The sequence below is a fragment of the Robertmurraya sp. GLU-23 genome, assembly GCF_052983275.1.
On the sequence record NZ_JBRKCV010000004.1, the window covers coordinates 228077 to 248201 of the forward strand.

Below are 20125 nucleotides of genomic sequence, written 5' to 3' on the forward strand. Positions count from 1 at the left end.
TTAAAATATAATAGCAACCAATTACAACATGATGAGGAGCAAGAAATGACTACTAACTTTATTCAATCCGTTACTTTTGACGACCAAGGTCGATTGCATATTCTAGATCAAACGAAACTACCACATATCACTGAATTCATTGAAATTCAAACCGTAGAAGACACATGGGATGCCATTAAACAACTAAAGGTTAGAGGAGCACCGGCGATTGGGATCGCAGCCGCATACGGACTTGTATTAGCGGTAAAGGATGCACCTGAAGACAGTTTTGATTCTTTTTATCAAGTGTTTAAAAAACATCTTGATTACTTAGCTTCATCTAGACCAACGGCGGTGAATCTTTTCTGGGCATTAAATCGTTTGGACGAGCTTGTGAAACAACAGCAAACTCAACCAATTAGCGAGATCAAAGCATCTTTAATAAAAGAAGCACATGAAATCCGTAATGAAGACGAAGAACTATGTCGTGCGATTGGAGAGCATGCCTTAACCCTTCTTAAAGATGGAATGACCGTTCTTACACATTGTAACGCAGGCGGAATTGCGACAGCGAAATATGGTACAGCCCTTGCACCAATCTACTTAGCTAAGGAAAAAGGGATGGATATTAAGGTATTCGCAGATGAAACAAGACCGCTCCTTCAAGGTGCACGCTTAACTACTTGGGAATTAATGCAGGCTGGAGTAGATGTTACCTTGATTGCTGACAATATGGCAGCGATGGTCATGAAAAAGGGAATGGTCCAAGCGGTTATTGTTGGTTGCGACCGTGTGGCAGCGAACGGTGATGCCGCTAATAAAATCGGAACGTACGGAGTGGCTTTGTTAGCAAAAGCTCACAATATTCCTTTTTATGTCGCAGCACCAACGCCAACAATTGACATAGAAACACCAACAGGAGAAGATATTCCAATTGAAGAACGTGGTTCAGAAGAAATCACTCAAGCGTTCGGGATTGAAACAGCTCCTCAAGGCGTGAATGTATTTAATCCAGCATTTGACGTAACACCACATGACCTCATCACGGCAATTATTACCGAAAAAGGTGTCATTAAAGGGAATTATAGTGAGGAACTAAAGAAATTATTTAATTAGTTTGCGTAAAGAGAGCTCCTGTAGCTCTCTTTTTTTATACTAGTCAGGGTATAATAGTAGAAAATAAAAGCAAGGAGTTATTCATGGAGACAATTGTTTTAGGTCCACTACTCATCCCGTATAAATGGCTGTATTTCTTATTAGCGGGTATAACTACATACATTACGGTAAAAATTACTTTAAAAGAGAACAAGTCTTTCTTCAAAATGTTTATGGATGAATTAACGAATGCTTTATTTTTATGGTTTCTCATATATAAATTTAGCATCGTCCTTTTTCGCCCAAGTATTCTATTCGAAAGACCCATTGAAATTCTTTATTTTTCAGGCGGTTCAAAGGGGATTCTATTGGGGACCTTCGTTTCTGTATTATTTTTTATCAGAAAGGCTTATAAAAACAAGTGGAGTGTGCCTTTAACAATACATGCTGCAGTATATACTCTCCTTACATTCGTTATTTCTTATTGGATCGTTCATACGCTTTTTGCAATATTTTAAATCAATCATTTACATGGAGGGACATCATGCTTAAAAAAGTAACGTTAGCGGTATTCCTATTATCATTTATGACCTTTACACTTCCTCATTCGATGGCGAAAGCAGCCCCAGACAATCTCCCAGGTTTACGGGTAGGAGAGAAAGCACCTGATTTTGAGTTAATGACCCTCGATGGAAAAACAGTAAAGTTATCGGATTATCGTGGAAAAAAAGTGATCCTCAACTTTTGGGCAACTTGGTGTCCTCCGTGCAAAGCCGAAATGCCTGATATTCAAAAGTTCTACAATGAAGCGGATGACAATGTTGAAATATTAGCAATTAATATCGACCCTCAATACGATGTGAAGAAGTTTGTACGCGAAGCGAATGTCACATTTCCTGTTTTATTAGACAGCAAGGATGAAGTTAATAACCTATATAGAATTCTCACCATTCCGACTACTTATTTTATCGATGGTGAAGGAATCATTCGTAGTAAGCATTTAAGTGTTATGACAATCGAGATCATCCGCGAGCATATCAAAAACATGTAATCTGCCTTTCAAGAGGCAGATTTTATTTTGCAAATGCTTGCACTTTATTAAATTTTCAAAAAGTTGTAATAATTTCATGCACTACCGGGCATAATGACTGTTATAATAGGGATAAGGATGGTGAATACGTCATGAGAAAACCAAGAAAACGCTCTTTTGAGGAACTAGTAGCTGAAAACAAACTTCAGTTATTACGCGATCGAGAGGCTTTAGATAAAATCGAAGCAAAGCTTGAGGAAAAAAGACTAGGTAAAGCGGAATAAGGGAAGGATTCCCTTACATGTTTCTCTTCAAAAAAGCTGATACTTTTTAAAGAGGAGGGATAGTGATGGGAAATCCAAAAAGAAATTCCAAACCTTTTGTTCCAAGTCACCTCGGAACTCAACCACGTGGGTTCAGTGGCAACAATGGTAAAAAAATGAATGATACATCTGGCAAACATGCCCAAGTCATTCAAACCAAGGGTGAGTAACCCAGTAATTCAAACTAAAGGCGAATAATCTATAATAAACCCGTCAATTAGACGGGTTTTATTTTTGTTAAAAAGAACATAGAAACACCATTCGTTTCCTCTTTTATTTCTGATTCAAAAAGGCAAACCTATCTTTGTAACGCACTAATATGAATGAAGGAGGAATTAACCATGGTCAAAAACAAGCCAAACCCTGATGATAGAAGCGATAATGTCGAAAACATTCAATCAATAATTGTTCACACAATAGAAAATATGCAAGAAGCTGAAGCTGCTATGGAACATAGCAATGCTAAAGATGTTGCCGAAATGGAAGCAAAGAACGAAAGACGAAGAGAAGCACTTGATGCCCTACGTTCTGAAGTGAAGGAAGAAGCACAAGCTAGACAAAATGGGTATACTGAATAAAGAAGGGAAAGAGGCTGTATACGCAGCCTCTTTCTTCATGCCACGAGATAAATATGGTAATATAGAAAAAAATAAAGATAAAAAAGAAGTGATATTATGGAACAACAACTAGAACTACATACCCTGACGACTGAAGTCATTGACCAATGGGAAATAGAACTCCGCGAAACCGGATCTATAGAAGACGAGACAAAGATCATTCATGCCATTCATTCGCTTCATGAAAAGAACGATGCCCATTTACTTTCCAAATTACTTTCCATCGCCTCCCTTTCTAGAACAGCCAAACATGGGAAAGAGGATCATCTTAGCTTTCTATGGATGAGCAAAGCACTTAAGCTCAATCCAACTAACCAAAGAGCAAGTGAATTCCTAGCACAATTCGAGTGGAAGAAGAAAAAATCGATCCTCGATTCTCTGAAGTTTCCGACCATGCGTGAGACAGATAATCGAGCTGCTAAAAAGAAGGTTGCTGAAGACATTATCGCCATTTGCCAACATTTCTTATCAACAAGTGACGAACATATCGACGAATTGGAATCGGGGTATCAACTAGCCTATCGGAACCAAACGGGAGAATTAGTCAGTATTTACCGAAGCCTGATTGATACGCTTGTTGAAGTACAAGAGGTCATTGGGTCGATGTTAAAAGCAGCAGAAGAATACGATGAATCGATATCTGGAGTGTTTCATACAGCCGTTCACTTCCAAGACTTAAAGGGATCTCTCGAGGAACTTGATCGCTTAAAGCAAACATGGGAACAATTATTTGGGGAAGAGGAGTCGGTACAGCAAAAGCAGTCCTTAGATACCCTTCAAGAAATGATTGGGATGGATAAGGTAAAAGAACGTGTTAACCAGTTATACGAATTTTTAAAGTACCAAAAAGAAAGAAAAAAACAGGGATATCAATCTAAAGATGAACAGAGTCTGCATATGATTATCACTGGAAATCCAGGTACAGGTAAAACTACCCTTGTTCGACTGCTAGCAAAAATTTACCACGAATTAGGGATCCTTCCTCGAGAAGAGGTCATCGAGACGGATCGGACACGACTCGTAGGAGGGTTTGTTGGTCAAACGGAGGAGAATGTTCGCCAAGCCGTCGAGCAGGCCAGTGGTGGTGTTCTGTTTATCGATGAGGCATATAGTTTAAAAAGGGAAGGACAGACCGGTAATGATTACGGACAAGTAGCTGTTGATACCTTAGTTTCCTTAATGACCGGAAAAGAATTCGGTGGGAAATTCGCGGTGGTGCTTGCAGGTTATCCAGAGGAAATGAGGCAATTCCTCGATTCAAATACAGGATTAAAAAGTAGATTTCCTCGGTCTAACCATATACACCTAGATAACTACTCAACGGAAGAACTATTAATGATTGCTGAAAAATTTGCTCAAGATAACGATTATTTGCTCACACCTGATGCGAGGAAAGAGTTAGAGCACCGTATTGATATGGAAAGGGTCGATGACACGTTTGGAAATGCGAGAACTGTACAAACACTCGTGCTCGATGCGATTTTTAGAAAAGGATCGAAGAAACAGTCCGACCGATCCGTTTTGGATTTTACTGTACTTGATAAAGACGATTTTGTCGCTACCACCGTTCAGGACGAAAAGAAGGCAGAGGAGCTTTTAGATTCACTCGTCGGACTAGCTCATGTGAAAGATGAAGTGGAGAAACTCGTCTCGTTTGTAAACATTCAAAAACTGAGATTACAAAGTGGTTTACCGATTTTGCCTATTCAATTGCACTCTGTATTTACAGGAAATCCTGGAACCGGAAAGACAACGGTAGCAAAGGTTTTCTCCAGAGCATTGAAGGAGATTGGTTACTTAAAGCGGGGCCACTTAATTGTCACAAGTAGGGCAGACTTTGTAGCCGGTTATGTTGGACAAACAGCCGCCAAAACAAAAAAGAAAATACGCGAGGCGCTCGGAGGGGTATTATTTATTGACGAAGCGTATTCCTTACTTAGTAAATCACCAGGAGATTTTGGGAAGGAAGCGATTGATACTCTCGTTGATGAGATGACCAAGCACAATGAAAACTTAGTTGTCATTTTAGCTGGTTATCCAAATGAAATGACACAACTTCTCGAAAGCAATCCAGGCTTGCAATCTCGTTTTAAAAAGTTTTTTCATTTCCATGATTATAAGGTAGAGGAGCTTATCGAAATCATGGTCTCTTACGCAACAAGCTATCATTATATCCTTGAAGATGACACCTTAGCCTTCATAAAAGAGGAGCTTGCTGGAATATCTGTGAGCGGAAATGGGAGATTTGCAACAAATGTTATTGATGAAGCCATTCAAGTTCAAGCTTTACGTATTTCAAAAGAGAAAGACTCTGATCTTTCACTTTTAAACAAAAACGATCTTAGAATAGCTTTGCACAAAGTAGGAAAAGGGGAATAAACATGCTAGTAGGAAAAAAAGAAATAGAGGTACGCTATGCAGAAACAGATCAAATGGGAGTTGTTTACCATGCAAATTACCTCGTTTGGATGGAGCTAGGTCGAACAAGTATCATTGAAGATCTTGGTTTTAAATATGCTGATATGGAGAAAGAAGGCGTAATATCTCCTGTAATTGATATTCAAGCCTCGTATAAAAAACCAGTAAGATACGGAGAAAAGGCAATGGTCCATACTTGGATTGAAGAGTACGATGGGTTTCGTGTTACATATGGCTATGAAATTTTCACAGAGAGTGGAGATTTAGCTCTAAAGGGAATATCCCAGCATGTTTGCGTGATGCAAGAAACATTCCGCCCGATTTCCATTAGAAAGAAATTTCCCGTTTGGCACGAAGCATACGAAAAACACAAAAAGCAGCCGGTTGCAACCGAGTAAGAAGGAGAGAACCGATGGCTTTTGGCATTAAAAGAGAAGAATTACGAGCTTGGAAAAAGAAAATTGATTCTGGTGAAATTGCCTTTCTCACCCATTACTGGTTGGACGATCGCTTTCCCGATTGCAATACGGTAACCAAGGTTGGCTGTCGTGATCTTGATCAGTTAGCCAAATGGGGAGAGAGCTACAATCTTAAACGAGAATGGATTCATCATAGAGAAAATGGCTATTCCCACTTTGACTTATTAGGAGAACATCAAAAAAGAGTGCTGCTACATGAGAAAGCAGCAGCAACGAAATTATTCAAAAAATAAAGCTGATCCGATTTGGATCAGCTTTTTACTCGTATCTAAAAACTGGCTCATTTACTTGTTCGTTAAAATCAACGAATAAATCCTTACCATCAAAATACCATAAATCTTTTTCTTCAATATAGTAATGAATATCATCCTTAACGATTTCAAAACCAATTTGATGCGGGGTTTCAGACGATACTCCTAATGAAAAGCCTTGCTGCACTGTACTACAGCCACCATAGCGAGCAAAAAAGCGAACATAATCTCCTTTATTTAAGAGCATCTCTTCTTTATACCAAGCTGCAGCACGATCATTTACAATTATATTCATAATGCAAAACTCCTTCCGTATAACGAGTATTATAATGCAAATGGGACAGAATTGCTAAAACCAAGCTCGGAAAAAGCTAATAAGATAGCGCTGGAAATCCCCCTACTAAAATAAAAAGAAAGACAAGCACGGAGTGAATCACATATACAGGTAACAAGCTCTTACACGTTATTACTAACCATGAATAACCAAGCCCTGTTAATCCGATGATTAACAAAGAGATGAGAGAATAACCTAAAGAGGCAAAAGGAAGGGTAAAAATGATAGCTGCACCTATCATACTGACCGATCTACTCGTCAATGTTTGTAACCTACTAAGAAATATACCGAATGAGAGGTATATTCTTAACTGTGAGACTAACAGGGAATAAAAAAATATCCTTAACCACTCATTCAACCCATTTATTGTTCCAATTCCAAGAAGGAAAAATACCAGTACTAATAGAAAGAGGATATTCCTTGTCTTCTGTAGCTGTATTTTTTTATCAAGGGGTGGGCTTTTAAAGGAGAACGTTATATACGTCACAAAAAGTATAGGGATGAGCCATAAACATTCACTTAGTAAAAAAAGGGAGCCCTGATGAAAAGAAAGTTCTGAAATAAAGTGGGCTGTATATCTCATAATCAGCATTCCTAAAAAGAGTGAGAGTATCATCCAAACCCATATTCTCTGCATTTCGGATAAGAAAAACACGAGTAACAAATGAACAAATAATAGAAACATGAAAATAGAAGGTACATGTACATGATACAAAACAAATGTGATTAATGATAGGATAACAAGCACGGTCTGGTTTACTTTCATAGTTCTACTACCTTTCAATATTGCTTTTCTTTATCTTAACAAATAATTTTGATTGAGGAGTATGCTATATTAGACGCTTGGATAGGATGGGAGGGGAAAGAAAAGCAGTGTCCGTAAATAGACACCGCTCACTCATTTCAAATTATTGGTCATATGGGTTAGTATTTCATTGTACTTGCTTTCGGCGTTACTCATTCCAAAATTCCCGGCATCCTGTAAGGGGACCACCCGATAATTTTGAAGTCTTTGATTTGATACATAGGTTGGAAAGAAACCGGGCTCAGAAAGTCGGATAGAAGTTCCATCAGTATTAATCTGCTTGGTTACACGTATAGAAGCCATACCGCCAATATCTTTATAATCTCTCATTTGCCCAGAAAGAAAATTCCCTAAAGAGTAGACAACTAGAGCTTGTCTCCCGTCAGAAGACTTCAGCCATTCCATCGGTTGGAGAACATGAGGATGATGACCAAAGATAATATCTACTCCTTCATCCACAAGAAATTGAGCCAGTTCTTCCTGATCTTCGTTAGGGAAACGTTGATATTCGTTACCCCAGTGAATACTCATGATAGTAATATCAGCAGCTTCACGTGCACGGTGGATTTCATTTTTCATGGCTTCCTTATCAATTAAGTTGACTAAATAGTCCTTACCTTCAGGAATCGGCATTCCGTTCGTTCCATATGTGTACGATAGATAGGCGACCTTAATTCCGTTCTTTTCGATCATGGTTAGCGTTTGCTGATCCTCCGCACTGGAATATGTTCCAACACTAGGAATTCCAAGTTGATCTAAATTGGTTAAAGAAGTAAGTAGTCCTTTTTCACGTTTATCTAAAGAGTGATTATTTGCAGTCGAGACAATGTCTACACCTGCATCTTTTATAGCGCTTCCAATTTCTATAGGACTATTAAACATCGGATAGCTAGAAATACCCAACTCGACTCCACCAAGTATCGTTTCCTGATTCGCTAATAAAATATCTGGTTGAGATAGTGTTGCTGAAATTTGTTCAAACATGGGGTGAAAATCGTATCCACTGCCAGTTTGAGCATCCTCATACACCCAATCATGAATCAGAATATCTCCAATGGCACCAAGTGTGATCGTTTGTTCATAGCTCTTCGCTTCAACCCCAAGTGTACGAGGGGACACATTTTTTTCATTATGTAAAACTAGACTTGCATTGGCACTTTCATACATGTTCATAAATAAGATTAAAGACGCGGTGATTAATGAACCTGAAAGAACGACTCCAACCCACATATTGTTTTTCCGCTTTTTCTTTCTAACTTTCCTCATAACAACACCTACTACATACAGATTATTGGCAATCCATGTACTTTTTCGCTAAGATGGGTATCATAAAGTTGTCTTTTCTTCATTATGTCATAAACGCGTTACAATATGCGACAATTTTCTTGTTAGAGAGGTGCAAAAAATGTTAAAACTTACCCCATCAGCGTATCAAATTTTGCTATCTGCTGTTGAAAAAGAGAAAAAAACAGAAGAGGAAGTACTATACGTCCGATTAACGATGGGAATTGGCTGAGGAGGTCCACAGTTAAAGCTTTCTCTGGAAGAGAAGCCATTACAGGAGGATCAAGTAATCCCTTTTCATGATCTTTATATCGTTATCCATCATCGGGATATGGTCTATTTTGAAAACACCAAACTTGACTACCAAACCGATGTCTTTGGAAAAGGACGTTTTCAAGTAATTAAGTTATAAAAAAGAGGTGATCCTCTAGGTTCACCTCTTACACTGCTTTCTTAATCAAATATTTAAGCTTTCCTACAACCTCTTTTGTTTTCGTCGATAAAGGAGGTTGATTAATTAATAGAATCAACTGAATAATCACAAAAATCAAAGGGGACTTTTTATAAGCCAAATACTTCGGTTCCCAACTCGAAGTGAATTTACCTTTAAACTCTTGAAGACCCTTAAACTTATATAAGGCATTACCATGAAGAAAAATATAACGTATCCATTTTTCACAAGTAATCGAGTATTTACTTTGTCCAACATTGGCAAGCGGGGCCATGCCTAAGCTGCAATACTGATATCCATGTTCTTTAACCCATTGAAAAATATGGATAAAAAGAACATCCATTGTTCCGTATGAAGAACTTGTTGTTTTTCTCATTAAATCAATCGTTACTGTGTCTTTATAATCTGTTGCTAATGTAGCAAAAGCGACCACTCGACCTTCCGCATTCGTTAATAGAGCAACCGGATACGAAGAAACATATTCCTCACTGAATGAGACAACCGAAAACCCTTTTTCCTTTTGGTCTCCTAACCATTCATCAGAAATAGCACGAAGTTCTGTAAGAAGCGTATGTGAATAGGGAGGAGTGATGACTCGAAAATGAAAGTTTTCTCTTGAAAATTTATTAAACTTTGTACGAAGCTTCGCCCCCTGTTTTCCTGCAAGAGAGAAGTTCTTTACATCCACAATGCCTTCCTCGCCAAGCTTCATAAACGAGAAGCCTGTTTCGTGATAATAGTGCATAAATTGAGCACTAATTTGATAAAAAACAGGGGTCAGACGGAGTTCATCACAGTATTCATGAAATTCTTTTATTGCATCAGCCATATAGGCCTCATCACCGATGGGATCACCTAATACTACCAATTTATTAGCAATTTTTTTATAGGCTATTAACACCTTTTCTTCTTTTGCCCAAAATAACTCTTTATCGCGCAACAAAATTAAGTGTGAAGCATGATTTCCTCCATTTTCTTCTAAGAAGGAAAGTACTCGCTCATCCTTATGCTCTGTTTTACTAAGAGAGAACATGTTATTCGTCATATTGTTCGTTCCTCCTGATAAAATTCACCTCCATAAAGATACCATATTCCACATTGTTAGAGTGATAAAATTTTTACCAAACCATAAAAAACTGGATTTAAATAAATAGGACTGTCATAATTGAGTAATACTTTATTTTCTAGGATCAAAAATTAATTAGAGACAGGATGAGAGAATGAAAAAAAATCTATATAACAGCGGAGAAGAAGTTAGCATAAAAGCGTCTGGTGAGTCTGTCGTCATCTCTAAATGTCAATATGTTAAAAACATGAAAAGATATTCCTATATTGTACAGGAATATCCAAATACATTTTTCTTTGAAGATGAGTTAATCAAAGAGACATAACACAAATAAAAGAAAGGACCTTGAAAGCAGCTACACATGCTCTCATGGGTCCTTTCTTTTAATATGACTATTAGTCGACATCTGTTGGAAAGGGTAGGGAAATTCGAAAGGTGGTTCCGACGTTTTTTTGGCTTTCAACGGTTATTCGTCCATCATGCTTTTCAATAAGCTTTTTGCAAATCGATAATCCCAAGCCTGTACCATAAGATTTTTCGGTATAAAAGGGAGTAAACAGTTGCCCAAGAGTCGCTTGATCCATCCCAGAACCGTTATCTTTTACTATCACATTTATTCTATTTTCTTGAACATTGGTTTCTAAAGTAATTTTACGGACTCGGTTATCTTTGACCTCCATTAGAGATTCAACGGCATTTTTCACTAAATTTACGAGTACTTGTTTTAATTCATTACGACAAACCTCTACCTTAGGAAGATCGGGATATAAATGAGTATAAAATTGAATTCTATTTACATTGGCTTCTCTTTCAAAAAGCAATTTCATTTCCTCCAATACCATGTTCACACACACAAATTTTTGTTGAGGAGAAATGGGTGTATTTGAATTAGCATACGCGGTTAGTAACTCATCCGCACGATTAATTTCACTTATGGCGAGATCAGCATATTGTTCTTTTTCTATCATCACCAAGTATGGTTTCAATAATTGCAGTAAGCCCTTTACGGTTGTTAATGGATTTTTCACTTCATGAACCATTTCAGCAACCGTTATTTCACACTTTTTCTTGTCGTCCGTCATTTCCCTTATCCCCCATCTAGCGTAATTTCTACTCCATCTATATGGGGAATTTCATCGTAATATGTTTGTTTTTCAATAATAAAGTCAAAACTCGCAAAATTTTTGTCAAAAAAAAGACCCTTTGTCGGGTCTTACATCCATTTAATCTTCGGTTCTGTTTTATTAATAATTCTCTTGATATTTGCTCGATGACGATAAATAACAAATAAAGAAAGCAGAGAAACAACGATAATTAACAGGGGTTCCTTTGCAATCACTGCATAAATCACTGCTACAATGCTTGCAATGATTGAAGAAAGTGATACGAACTTCGTTATGTATAAGCTTAGCAAGAATACAACGACCATCACAAGAAACATAACTGGAGCACATGCTAAAAGAACTCCACCTGACGTAGCCACCGCTTTTCCACCCTTAAAATTAGCAAACACAGGATACATATGCCCAACAACCGCAATCATCCCCGCTATTAAAGGATCAATTTGGCCCTCCACTCCGAAAATAACAGGAAGAGAAGAGGCAAGTGTACCTTTTAGGATATCAGCAACGGTAACAATAATCCCTGCTTTTTTCCCTAAAGTACGAAACGTATTGGTTCCACCTAGGTTTCCACTTCCATGCTCACGGATATCAATTCCGTAAAAAGCTTTTCCAACAATTAGCCCTGAGGGGATGGAACCAAGCAGGTAAGAAACAATAACTATTAATGCAATTTCCATCATACAAATACTCCTTCACACTTCATATACCGTCTTATTATTGTACCATGTATTGCTTAAAAAACCATGTACAATTGGTTTTTTCCATTATATTCTCGTAACTTTTTTGTTATTCAATCGTCATATTTAGAGGCTAAAATGAACGAATATCGAAACCCTCTTTTCAAAAGAACATCTTTTCGGGTACGATGAAGGTAAGGGAGAGTGAACCATGGCACGTCTAGAAACATTTAAGAAAAAACCGATTGTATCAAAAGGATGGATCATCACGGGTCTCATTGCATCTATTCTTGTGATAATCTCTAGTATTCTATTATTCTTTTATCCTTTTGCTTCAAGCGAAAAAACAAGTTACTTCACAGGAGAAAATCCTGTTCTTTTTGAAGGGAAACAACAAGGGAATGCCATTATAGAAGGCGAAAGTGTCTATGTATCGTTAGACTTTTTGAAGGAAAATATTGATGACAGCGTCGCGTTTGATGAAAAATCAAATTCAATCATCATTACTACCTCTAATAAAGTGGTACAAATGCCTACAGAATCTTTAACCTACTTTATTAATGAGAAGGCGGTTGAACTTCAATTTGCCCCTTTAGTAGATGAACAAGGCCAATTATATGTAGCGCTTGACCCAGTCATTCAGTATTATCCTGTAACCTACCGTGTATTAGAAAACTCAAATGCTATCTTGATTGAAAAGGATGGAGATACTTTCCAAAATGCGGTTATTACGAATGAGGAAGTGCACGAGGAAAAACTTCGACTACGAACGGACGCTACCTTACAATCTCCTTATGTTTCAGACGTTTCAAACGGGGAAAAGATTTGGATTGAGGATAAAAAGGAAGAATTCTATTTTGTGAGAAAAATAGATGGAGTTGCTGGATATATATCTAAGGACTTAATTGAGGCACAGAAAAAGGAAACCATCGTCGTAGAATATGAAAAAGAAGCTGTAAATGCTCCAACTTTTGAAGGACCGATCAACCTAACATGGGAGGCAGTATATTCGAAAAACCCAGATACCACTATGATTCCTAAAATGAATGGAGTAAACGTTGTTTCTCCAACCTGGTTCGAACTAAAGGACGAAACTGGAAGCATCGGGAACCTTGCTTCTCTCGAGTACACGAATTGGGCAAAGACACAGGGCTATCAAGTTTGGGGACTATTCTCCAACGCGTTTGATCCCGACCTTACTCACGCAGCCTTTAAGGATTATGAGACGAGGCAGAAGATGATTCGAGAGCTCCTACATTACAGTCAGTTATATGAGCTGAACGGAATCAATATTGATATTGAAAATGTAAGAGAAGAAGACGGACCGCTAGTGACACAATTTGTTCGAGAGGCAACGCCATACTTTCATGAAGCAGGCTTGATCGTTTCGATGGACATTACGTTTATGGCGGAAGGCAATTGGTCTGCTTTCTATGAACGCGATAAGCTTGCAGAAATTGTCGACTTTCTTGCGATTATGGCCTATGATGAGCATTGGGGTTCCTCGCCAAAAGCAGGGAGCGTAGCAAGTCTACCTTGGGTTGAAACCAACCTTCAAAAGCTCTTGGAAATCGTTCCAAATGAAAAGCTGATTTTAGGTATTCCGCTTTACACAAGACTATGGGAAATCAAAGACAGCGGTGAAGTTTCCTCAAAATCCAAAAGCATGGCACAAATCAAAGAATGGTTAACCACGAATAACTTAACTCCTATCTATGATGCAGCTAGCGGACAAAATTATGCGGAGCTTTATGTTCCCGATCAGGCAACTACCTACAAGGTATGGCTTGAAGATGAACAATCTCTTACCGCAAGAACTAATTTAGCGGTAAAGTATGATCTTGCGGGAGTGGCGAGCTGGTCCAGATATTTTGCCGATGAAACAGCATGGACCGCTCTGCAAACTTTTAACCAGCAAATAGTGAAAAGGTAATGAATGGCTAGGACTTTCTCCTAGCCTTTTATCATTCAATTGGCTATGATTAAAGAATGTAAGGGCATACTAAACAAAAATTAAGAGGAGTGAGTTTGATGCCAATCGAGTATCCGAGCCGTGAAGAGTTGGGGCAAATCTTAAAAAAGGCAAAGCGAATCGCTGTTGTTGGAATAAGCAATAATCGAGAACGTACCTCTTACATGGTTTCTGAAGCAATGAAAAATGCTGGGTATGAAATTATTCCAGTTAATCCTACCGTAGATGAAGTGTTTGGTATTAAAGCCGTAGCCAAGTTGACTGATATTGAAGGTCATGTAGACATTGTGAATGTGTTTAGACGATCTGAATTTCTCCCAGAGGTGGCAAGAGAGTTCGATCAAATCGATGCGGATGTATTTTGGGCACAGTTAGGATTAGAAAATGAAGAAGCTTACGAATTTTTAAAAAGCAAAGGCTACACAGTCGTTATGAATCGATGCATTAAAGTAGAACATGCTTTGACAAAATAATTTTATCTCCTTCACTCTAGTCATTACGATTAGGGTGTTTTTCTTTATAACATAGGCTTTATAAACATTTCTATTATCGAAGAATATTCGTCTAAAATACTTTTCTTTTTAAAATATCCATTTGCCAAATCACAAGAAATATATACAATAAAGCATAGGTGTCTTAAAAAATGTGATAAAATACGAGATAAGAACATTTGTTCTATAGTCTTCGTTTCATAATATTTAAAGGATAATTCACTTGTAAGAACGAATAGGTATAAGACGTTCAGGTCCATTACATAGATAGAGACATGTAGCTGGCACGGAAGGAAAGGGGTATTGTACGTGGCAAAAAATCAAGGAACGTTTGAATACAACGATGATGCCATTCAGGTACTAGAGGGGTTAGATGCGGTTCGAAAACGCCCAGGAATGTACATTGGTAGTACTGATTCACGAGGGCTTCACCATTTGGTGTATGAAATAGTAGATAACTCTGTCGATGAAGCATTAGCAGGTCATGGAGACCATATTATCGTAAAAATACACAAAGATAATTCCATTAGTGTGCAAGACAAAGGGCGTGGTATGCCAACGGGTATGCACAAAATGGGAAAACCCACTCCTGAGGTCATCTTAACTGTCCTTCACGCAGGAGGAAAGTTCGGTCAAGGTGGTTATAAAACAAGTGGTGGGCTACACGGTGTAGGTGCATCGGTTGTAAATGCATTGAGCGAGTGGCTCGTGGTAAAGATTAAGCGAGATGGCTTTGTCTACGAGCAGCGTTTTGAAAACGGCGGAAAACCTGTGACTACTTTAGAGAAAGTAGGAAAAACGAATCAAACAGGAACGACCATTCACTTTAAGCCAGATGCGTCGATTTTTTCGACGACAACCTACAATTATGAAACATTGTGTGAACGCTTGAGAGAATCTGCCTTTCTTCTAAAAGGCATGAAAATAGAAATTATTGACGACCGTAATGATTTCCATGAGATTTTCCATTACGAAAATGGAATTGAGGCGTTTGTTCAATATTTAAACGAGGAAAAAGACGTCTTACATCCAGTCATCAGCTTCGAAGGGACGAGCGGTGGAATTGAAGTGGATTACGCGTTCCAATTCAACGATGGATATTCGGAAAATGTTCTTTCCTTCGTTAATAATGTTCGTACAAAAGATGGTGGAACCCACGAGGCTGGTGCAAAAACAGCCATGACTCGTGTGTTTAATGAATACGCACGCAAAATCGGCCTGTTAAAAGAAAAGGATAAAAACCTTGACGGAGCGGATATTAGAGAAGGATTTGCAGCGATTATTTCCGTACGTGTTCCGGAAGAACTTCTTCAATTCGAAGGACAGACAAAAGGAAAGTTAGGAACAAGTGAAGCACGTTCAGCTGTTGATTCCGTAGTATCTGAGTATTTGTCTTACTTTTTAGAAGAAAATCCAGAGACGAGTACTTTATTGATTCGTAAAGCGATTAAAGCGTACCAAGCACGGGAAGCCGCTCGTAAAGCTAGAGAAGAAGCACGTAGCGGAAAGAAAAGAAAACGCTCTGAGGCTGTTTTATCAGGAAAGTTAACACCCGCCCAATCTAGAAATCCTCAGAAAAATGAGCTTTACTTAGTTGAGGGTGACTCTGCTGGTGGATCTGCTAAACAAGGACGTGACCGTCGTTTCCAAGCGATCCTCCCACTTCGAGGAAAAGTTATTAATACAGAAAAAGCAAAATTACAGGATATCTTTAAGAATGAAGAAATTAATACGATCATCCATGCCATCGGTGGTGGAATTGGAGCAGATTTTAATATTGACGATATCAACTACGATAAAGTTGTCATTATGACCGATGCCGATACCGACGGTGCTCATATTCAAGTTCTTCTCCTTACATTCTTTTACCGTTATATGAAACCACTTCTTGAAGCTGGAAGAATATTCATAGCCCTTCCACCGCTTTATAAAGTAAGTAAAGGAACAGGTAAGAAAGAAATTATTGAGTATGCATGGAGCGACGACGATTTACAATCAGCCATTAAAAAGGTTGGTAAAGGTTATATGATTCAACGTTACAAGGGACTAGGTGAGATGAACGCTGACCAGCTTTGGGATACAACCATGAATCCTGAAACGAGAACATTAATTCGTGTTCGCATTGATGACGCTGCTCGAGCGGAACGTCGTGTGACTACATTAATGGGCGATAAGGTTGAGCCTCGCCGAAAGTGGATTGAAACACATGTAGCCTTCGGTTTAGAAGAAGACGGAAGTATTTTAGAAAATGAAAATATTTCTGTTGCTGAGGAGGTTACTGAATAGTGAGTTTGACGGAAAAATTTCGCGATTTACCACTTGAAGAGGTTATTGGTGATCGCTTCGGAAGATACAGTAAATATATTATTCAAGACCGTGCCTTACCTGACGCAAGGGACGGCCTAAAACCAGTACAAAGACGTATTCTTTATGCGATGCATGTGGAAGGAAACACAAACGATAAAGGTTTCCGTAAATCGGCCAAAACAGTCGGTAACGTAATTGGTAACTATCACCCACATGGAGATTCCTCCGTGTACGATGCCATGGTGCGTATGAGCCAAGACTGGAAGCTACGTAATCTTCTTGTTGAAATGCACGGAAATAACGGTAGTATCGATGGTGACCCACCAGCTGCGATGCGTTATACGGAAGCACGTTTAAGTGCGATTTCTTCTGAGTTATTGCGTGATATTGACAAAAGAACCGTCGATTTCGTACCAAACTTTGATGATACAGCCGATGAGCCGACCGTTCTTCCAGCAATGTTCCCTAACCTACTTGTCAATGGTTCTACAGGTATATCTGCTGGATATGCAACAGAAATCCCACCTCATCATTTGAATGAGATCATCGATGGTGTTTTCATGAGGATGGATCAGCCGGACTGTACGGTCGATGATTTAATGAACGTGATTAAAGGACCTGACTTTCCAACTGGTGGAATCATTCAAGGGGTAGACGGAATAAAAAAGGCTTACGAAACCGGCAAAGGGAAAATCATTGTTCGCGGGAAAGCAGAAATTGAAACGGTACGAGGCGGTAAGCAACAAATCGTTATTACAGAAATTCCTTTTGAAGTAAACAAAGCAAACCTTGTGAAAAAGATGGATGAATTCCGCTTAGACCGTAAAATTGAAGGAATGTCAGAAGTTCGTGACGAAACGGACCGTACCGGACTTCGTATCGTGATTGAATTAAAAAAAGAAGCGGATGCTGAAGGTGTACTAAACTATTTATACAAGAACACAGACCTTCAAATTGCTTATAATTTCAACATGGTAGCCATCCATCATCGCCGTCCGACGCTCATGGGACTTACACAGCTTCTGGATGCGTATATTGAGCACCAAAAGGAAGTAGTCACTCGACGTTCCCAATTTGATTTACAGAAGGCGAAAGACCGCCAACATATTGTAGCTGGATTAATGAAAGCATTATCTATCCTAGATGAAGTCATCCAAACGATTCGTGGATCAAAAGATAAGCGTGATGCAAAAGATAACTTGATTATGAAGTTTGGCTTTACCGAAGCACAATCGGAAGCAATCGTTTCTTTACAGCTATATCGCTTAACAAACACAGATATTACGGCTCTTCAAAACGAAGCAGATGAACTTGCTAAGAAAATCGATGAACTTACTGCTATTTTAGAAAGTGAGAGCAAGCTTCTTTCAGTGATTAAAAAAGAGTTAAAAGATGTTCGAAAGCGCTTTGCTGATCAACGTCGTACCATTATTGAAGCGGAGATTGAAGAAATTAAGATCAATCTTGAAGTTATGGTCGCAAGCGAAGATGTGATTGTCACTGTGACGAAGGAAGGCTATATTAAACGTACTAGCCCTAGGTCGTATGCAGCTTCAAATGGTCAGGATTTTGGCATGAAGGATTCCGACCAATTACTCGCACAGCTTGATATGAACACAACCGATGTGGTTCTGTTATTTACGAATAAAGGGAATTACTTGTACTGTCCAGTACATGAACTTCCTGATATTCGCTGGAAGGACCTCGGTCAACATATCGCAAATCTTGTTCCAATTGATCGTAACGAAACGATTATAAGGGTACTTCCTGTCAAAGATTTTGAGAAGGAAGCGTTCTTGTTGTTCATTACGAAAAATGGAATGGTGAAGAAAACAGAACTGAAGGCGTATAAAGCTCAAAGATATTCGAAGCCACTCGTCGCGATTAATGTAAAGGATGACGACGAAGTACTTGATGTTCATGAAACGGATGGTACGAAAGAGTTGCTATTAACCACTCATTTAGGGTACGGGTTACGTTTCGCTGAAGATGAGGTAAGTATCGTTGGTGCTAGAGCTGCAGGTGTGAAGGGAATTAACCTAAAGGATGGCGATTATCTAACAGCTGGAAAAATCGTCGATGATGCACGTTCTCAAAGCATTGTGATTGTGACTCAGCGCGGAGCCATCAAAAAGATGAAGTTAGATGAATTTGAAATCACATCACGTGCCAAGCGTGGAGTCGTCATGCTTAGAGAATTAAAGGCAAACCCACACCGAGTGATCGGTGCAGTTATCGTGAGTGATGAAGACCAGATCTTTGTAAGTACAGAAAAAGGTCATGTCGAGGAAGTACGTGCTTCTGATATAAGACATAATGACCGTTACTCGAACGGATCATTTATTATTGATGAAACCGATGCTGGCAAAGCAAAGACGGTGTGGTCGGTTGCTCAAAAAGAAGCAAACGAAACTACAAATAACTAAAACTTTATATAAAACGTAAAGATATTTAAGCTCAGAGAAACTATCTCTGAGCTTGTATTTTTATTAATATTTTCACATTTTAAAAAACTGAAATATGTTTTGAACTTGAAAGCCAACTTCTTCATACAACTTGAGTGCATGTGTATTCTTCATTTCTACATCGAGAGATACCGACCAATATCCTTCTTCAATAAGCATGTTAACTGCTTCATGTAAAGCAGCTCGCCCTATTCCTTTCTTTTGATGTGAGGGACGAACCGCAAGCGCTGTAATAAAGGCATCATCTGAGCGAATTAGATTGATTGTTCCAACCGTTGCGCCGTTTACATGGATACCGTAAAGTGTCCTACTTGGCTGTGAGAGTGACAATTGAATAATAGCTTCCGCTTCTTTTACTGTATCACCAAAACTCTCCATTAATACTTCACGATAGTCATTGTGACGACTAGAATGATACTCAACTAGCTCAATTGGAACAGCGGGTTTCTTTGCACTTAATTGAGAAACCATTAATTGCGCTTCACACAACTCATAATTTGCCCCCAACTCCAATAAAGCATTTTTCTCATGTGTTGCTCTTTGATCTATTACCGCAGTGATGGTGGTAGGGAAGAGTGATAGTAAGTCTTCGTGGACTTTACTAATCAAATTTCTTGCCGTTTGTTCATTACTAGCAGCAAAACCAATTTCATAATGCTTTGTTTTTAATATATCAACCACCGATGCAGCAGCTGTCATTTTATCCCCTTCATACATGATATATATGTAATCTGGAGAACCGTCTTCCTCCTCTATCATAGAAGTGAGATTCATCGGTATTTCTATGTTTATACCACGCACATTTTGTTGCTGAGATACCCATAGTGGTAACTGCTCATAAATCTCATTTGAAAAGGGGGGAGTGAACTTTTTCAGCATATATCTCTTCCTTTCTAGGAATCTTACCTAATTTTAACAAAAGGACAAAAAGGTGAATAGGTAGTTATCATTGAATAT

At 38.6% G+C, this 20125-nt stretch carries 21 protein-coding genes; 14 read left to right on the plus strand and 7 right to left on the minus strand.

The features are described from left to right. Positions 1-45: 45 nt before the first annotated feature. The 9 genes from mtnA to ACVBAX_RS10255 all read left to right on the plus strand — a co-directional run bounded on the left by mtnA (position 46) and on the right by ACVBAX_RS10255 (position 6174). A complete protein-coding gene (mtnA, locus tag ACVBAX_RS10215) occupies positions 46-1095 on the plus strand; it encodes an S-methyl-5-thioribose-1-phosphate isomerase (RefSeq protein ID WP_447116930.1) in 1050 nt (349 codons plus the stop codon). A gap of 83 nt (positions 1096-1178) precedes the next feature. Further along, positions 1179-1592, plus strand: coding sequence for a hypothetical protein (locus ACVBAX_RS10220; protein WP_447116931.1), 414 nt, complete (start codon positions 1179-1181; stop codon positions 1590-1592). 26 nt (positions 1593-1618) lie between these two features. After that, positions 1619-2125 (plus strand): peroxiredoxin family protein, encoded by a 507-nt coding sequence (locus ACVBAX_RS10225; protein ID WP_447116932.1) that lies wholly within the window; start codon positions 1619-1621, stop codon positions 2123-2125. A 131-nt stretch (positions 2126-2256) separates the two neighbouring features. After that, entirely contained in the window at positions 2257-2388 is a 132-nt protein-coding gene (locus tag ACVBAX_RS10230) for an FbpB family small basic protein (RefSeq protein ID WP_066049346.1), read from the plus strand. Between the two features lie 65 nt (positions 2389-2453). Continuing rightward, positions 2454-2597, plus strand: a complete 144-nt coding sequence (locus tag ACVBAX_RS10235; RefSeq protein ID WP_119708493.1) for an acid-soluble spore protein N — start codon at positions 2454-2456, stop codon at positions 2595-2597. A 171-nt stretch (positions 2598-2768) separates the two neighbouring features. Further along, positions 2769-3005, plus strand: coding sequence for a small acid-soluble spore protein Tlp (gene tlp, locus ACVBAX_RS10240; protein ID WP_447116933.1), 237 nt, complete (start codon positions 2769-2771; stop codon positions 3003-3005). A gap of 96 nt (positions 3006-3101) precedes the next feature. Continuing rightward, the gene (locus tag ACVBAX_RS10245) at positions 3102-5423 is read left to right on the plus strand and encodes an AAA family ATPase (RefSeq protein WP_447116934.1); all 2322 of its coding nucleotides are present in this window, start codon (positions 3102-3104) and stop codon (positions 5421-5423) included. A gap of 2 nt (positions 5424-5425) precedes the next feature. Next, positions 5426-5860 carry a YbgC/FadM family acyl-CoA thioesterase gene (locus ACVBAX_RS10250; protein WP_447116935.1) on the plus strand — a complete coding sequence of 145 codons (435 nt, stop codon included), beginning with the start codon at positions 5426-5428 and terminating at the stop codon, positions 5858-5860. A gap of 14 nt (positions 5861-5874) precedes the next feature. Further along, positions 5875-6174, plus strand: coding sequence for a hypothetical protein (locus tag ACVBAX_RS10255; RefSeq protein ID WP_447116936.1), 300 nt, complete (start codon positions 5875-5877; stop codon positions 6172-6174). A gap of 25 nt (positions 6175-6199) precedes the next feature. Here ACVBAX_RS10255 and ACVBAX_RS10260 read toward each other — a convergent pair whose 3' ends face one another. The 4 genes from ACVBAX_RS10260 to ACVBAX_RS10275 form a co-directional block, all read right to left on the minus strand. Beyond that, positions 6200-6487, minus strand: a complete 288-nt coding sequence (locus ACVBAX_RS10260) for a HesB/YadR/YfhF family protein (RefSeq protein ID WP_447116937.1) — start codon at positions 6485-6487, stop codon at positions 6200-6202. 76 nt (positions 6488-6563) lie between these two features. Beyond that, entirely contained in the window at positions 6564-6788 is a 225-nt protein-coding gene (locus ACVBAX_RS10265; protein WP_447116938.1) for a hypothetical protein, read from the minus strand. A gap of 636 nt (positions 6789-7424) precedes the next feature. Next, on the minus strand, positions 7425-8597 hold the full coding sequence (locus tag ACVBAX_RS10270) for a CapA family protein (RefSeq protein ID WP_447116939.1): 1173 nt from the start codon (positions 8595-8597) through the stop codon (positions 7425-7427). Positions 8598-9055: 458 nt separating this feature from the next. Beyond that, the gene (locus tag ACVBAX_RS10275) at positions 9056-10111 is read right to left on the minus strand and encodes a phosphatidylglycerol lysyltransferase domain-containing protein (RefSeq protein WP_447116940.1); all 1056 of its coding nucleotides are present in this window, start codon (positions 10109-10111) and stop codon (positions 9056-9058) included. 175 nt (positions 10112-10286) lie between these two features. On the opposite strand from ACVBAX_RS10275, the gene ACVBAX_RS10280 reads away from it, so the two are divergent. After that, positions 10287-10457, plus strand: a complete 171-nt coding sequence (locus ACVBAX_RS10280; protein ID WP_162927768.1) for a hypothetical protein — start codon at positions 10287-10289, stop codon at positions 10455-10457. A gap of 70 nt (positions 10458-10527) precedes the next feature. Here ACVBAX_RS10280 and ACVBAX_RS10285 read toward each other — a convergent pair whose 3' ends face one another. Together ACVBAX_RS10285 and plsY are read right to left on the minus strand one after the other, a co-directional pair. Continuing rightward, positions 10528-11214: a two-component system sensor histidine kinase NtrB gene (locus ACVBAX_RS10285; RefSeq protein WP_447116941.1), complete on the minus strand. Its 687-nt coding sequence runs from the start codon at positions 11212-11214 to the stop codon at positions 10528-10530. A gap of 131 nt (positions 11215-11345) precedes the next feature. Continuing rightward, positions 11346-11933, minus strand: coding sequence for a glycerol-3-phosphate 1-O-acyltransferase PlsY (gene plsY, locus ACVBAX_RS10290; RefSeq protein WP_447116965.1), 588 nt, complete (start codon positions 11931-11933; stop codon positions 11346-11348). A 211-nt stretch (positions 11934-12144) separates the two neighbouring features. Here plsY and ACVBAX_RS10295 point away from each other — a divergent pair, with 211 nt between their 5' ends. From ACVBAX_RS10295 to parC, 4 genes are all read left to right on the plus strand, one after another. Beyond that, complete coding sequence (locus ACVBAX_RS10295; protein ID WP_447116942.1) at positions 12145-13866, plus strand: glycosyl hydrolase family 18 protein; 1722 nt, start codon at positions 12145-12147, stop codon at positions 13864-13866. Positions 13867-13964: 98 nt separating this feature from the next. Further along, positions 13965-14378 (plus strand): CoA-binding protein, encoded by a 414-nt coding sequence (locus ACVBAX_RS10300; RefSeq protein ID WP_447116943.1) that lies wholly within the window; start codon positions 13965-13967, stop codon positions 14376-14378. A 327-nt stretch (positions 14379-14705) separates the two neighbouring features. Next, positions 14706-16682, plus strand: a complete 1977-nt coding sequence (gene parE / locus ACVBAX_RS10305; protein ID WP_447116944.1) for a DNA topoisomerase IV subunit B — start codon at positions 14706-14708, stop codon at positions 16680-16682. Further along, the gene (gene parC, locus ACVBAX_RS10310) at positions 16682-19129 is read left to right on the plus strand and encodes a DNA topoisomerase IV subunit A (protein ID WP_447116945.1); all 2448 of its coding nucleotides are present in this window, start codon (positions 16682-16684) and stop codon (positions 19127-19129) included. The genes parE and parC overlap by 1 nt, the downstream gene beginning before the upstream one ends. A gap of 72 nt (positions 19130-19201) precedes the next feature. On the opposite strand, the gene ACVBAX_RS10315 is transcribed toward parC, so the two are convergent. Then, positions 19202-20047, minus strand: a complete 846-nt coding sequence (locus tag ACVBAX_RS10315) for a GNAT family N-acetyltransferase (protein ID WP_447116946.1) — start codon at positions 20045-20047, stop codon at positions 19202-19204. Between the last annotated feature and the right edge of the window lie 78 nt (positions 20048-20125).

Bases quoted from the DNA above. Each gene is read 5' to 3' on its own strand.
- mtnA (WP_447116930.1), top strand. From the start codon at position 46: ATGACTACTAACTTTATTCAATCCGTTACTTTTGACGACCAAGGTCGA.
- ACVBAX_RS10220 (WP_447116931.1), top strand. From the start codon at position 1,179: ATGGAGACAATTGTTTTAGGTCCACTACTCATCCCGTATAAATGGCTG.
- ACVBAX_RS10225 (WP_447116932.1), top strand. From the start codon at position 1,619: ATGCTTAAAAAAGTAACGTTAGCGGTATTCCTATTATCATTTATGACC.
- ACVBAX_RS10230 (WP_066049346.1), top strand. From the start codon at position 2,257: ATGAGAAAACCAAGAAAACGCTCTTTTGAGGAACTAGTAGCTGAAAAC.
- ACVBAX_RS10235 (WP_119708493.1), top strand. From the start codon at position 2,454: ATGGGAAATCCAAAAAGAAATTCCAAACCTTTTGTTCCAAGTCACCTC.
- tlp (WP_447116933.1), top strand. From the start codon at position 2,769: ATGGTCAAAAACAAGCCAAACCCTGATGATAGAAGCGATAATGTCGAA.
- ACVBAX_RS10245 (WP_447116934.1), top strand. From the start codon at position 3,102: ATGGAACAACAACTAGAACTACATACCCTGACGACTGAAGTCATTGAC.
- ACVBAX_RS10250 (WP_447116935.1), top strand. From the start codon at position 5,426: ATGCTAGTAGGAAAAAAAGAAATAGAGGTACGCTATGCAGAAACAGAT.
- ACVBAX_RS10255 (WP_447116936.1), top strand. From the start codon at position 5,875: ATGGCTTTTGGCATTAAAAGAGAAGAATTACGAGCTTGGAAAAAGAAA.
- ACVBAX_RS10260 (WP_447116937.1), bottom strand. From the start codon at position 6,487: ATGAATATAATTGTAAATGATCGTGCTGCAGCTTGGTATAAAGAAGAG.
- ACVBAX_RS10270 (WP_447116939.1), bottom strand. From the start codon at position 8,597: ATGAGGAAAGTTAGAAAGAAAAAGCGGAAAAACAATATGTGGGTTGGA.
- ACVBAX_RS10275 (WP_447116940.1), bottom strand. From the start codon at position 10,111: ATGACGAATAACATGTTCTCTCTTAGTAAAACAGAGCATAAGGATGAG.
- ACVBAX_RS10280 (WP_162927768.1), top strand. From the start codon at position 10,287: ATGAAAAAAAATCTATATAACAGCGGAGAAGAAGTTAGCATAAAAGCG.
- ACVBAX_RS10285 (WP_447116941.1), bottom strand. From the start codon at position 11,214: ATGACGGACGACAAGAAAAAGTGTGAAATAACGGTTGCTGAAATGGTT.
- plsY (WP_447116965.1), bottom strand. From the start codon at position 11,933: ATGGAAATTGCATTAATAGTTATTGTTTCTTACCTGCTTGGTTCCATC.
- ACVBAX_RS10295 (WP_447116942.1), top strand. From the start codon at position 12,145: ATGGCACGTCTAGAAACATTTAAGAAAAAACCGATTGTATCAAAAGGA.
- ACVBAX_RS10300 (WP_447116943.1), top strand. From the start codon at position 13,965: ATGCCAATCGAGTATCCGAGCCGTGAAGAGTTGGGGCAAATCTTAAAA.
- ACVBAX_RS10315 (WP_447116946.1), bottom strand. From the start codon at position 20,047: ATGCTGAAAAAGTTCACTCCCCCCTTTTCAAATGAGATTTATGAGCAG.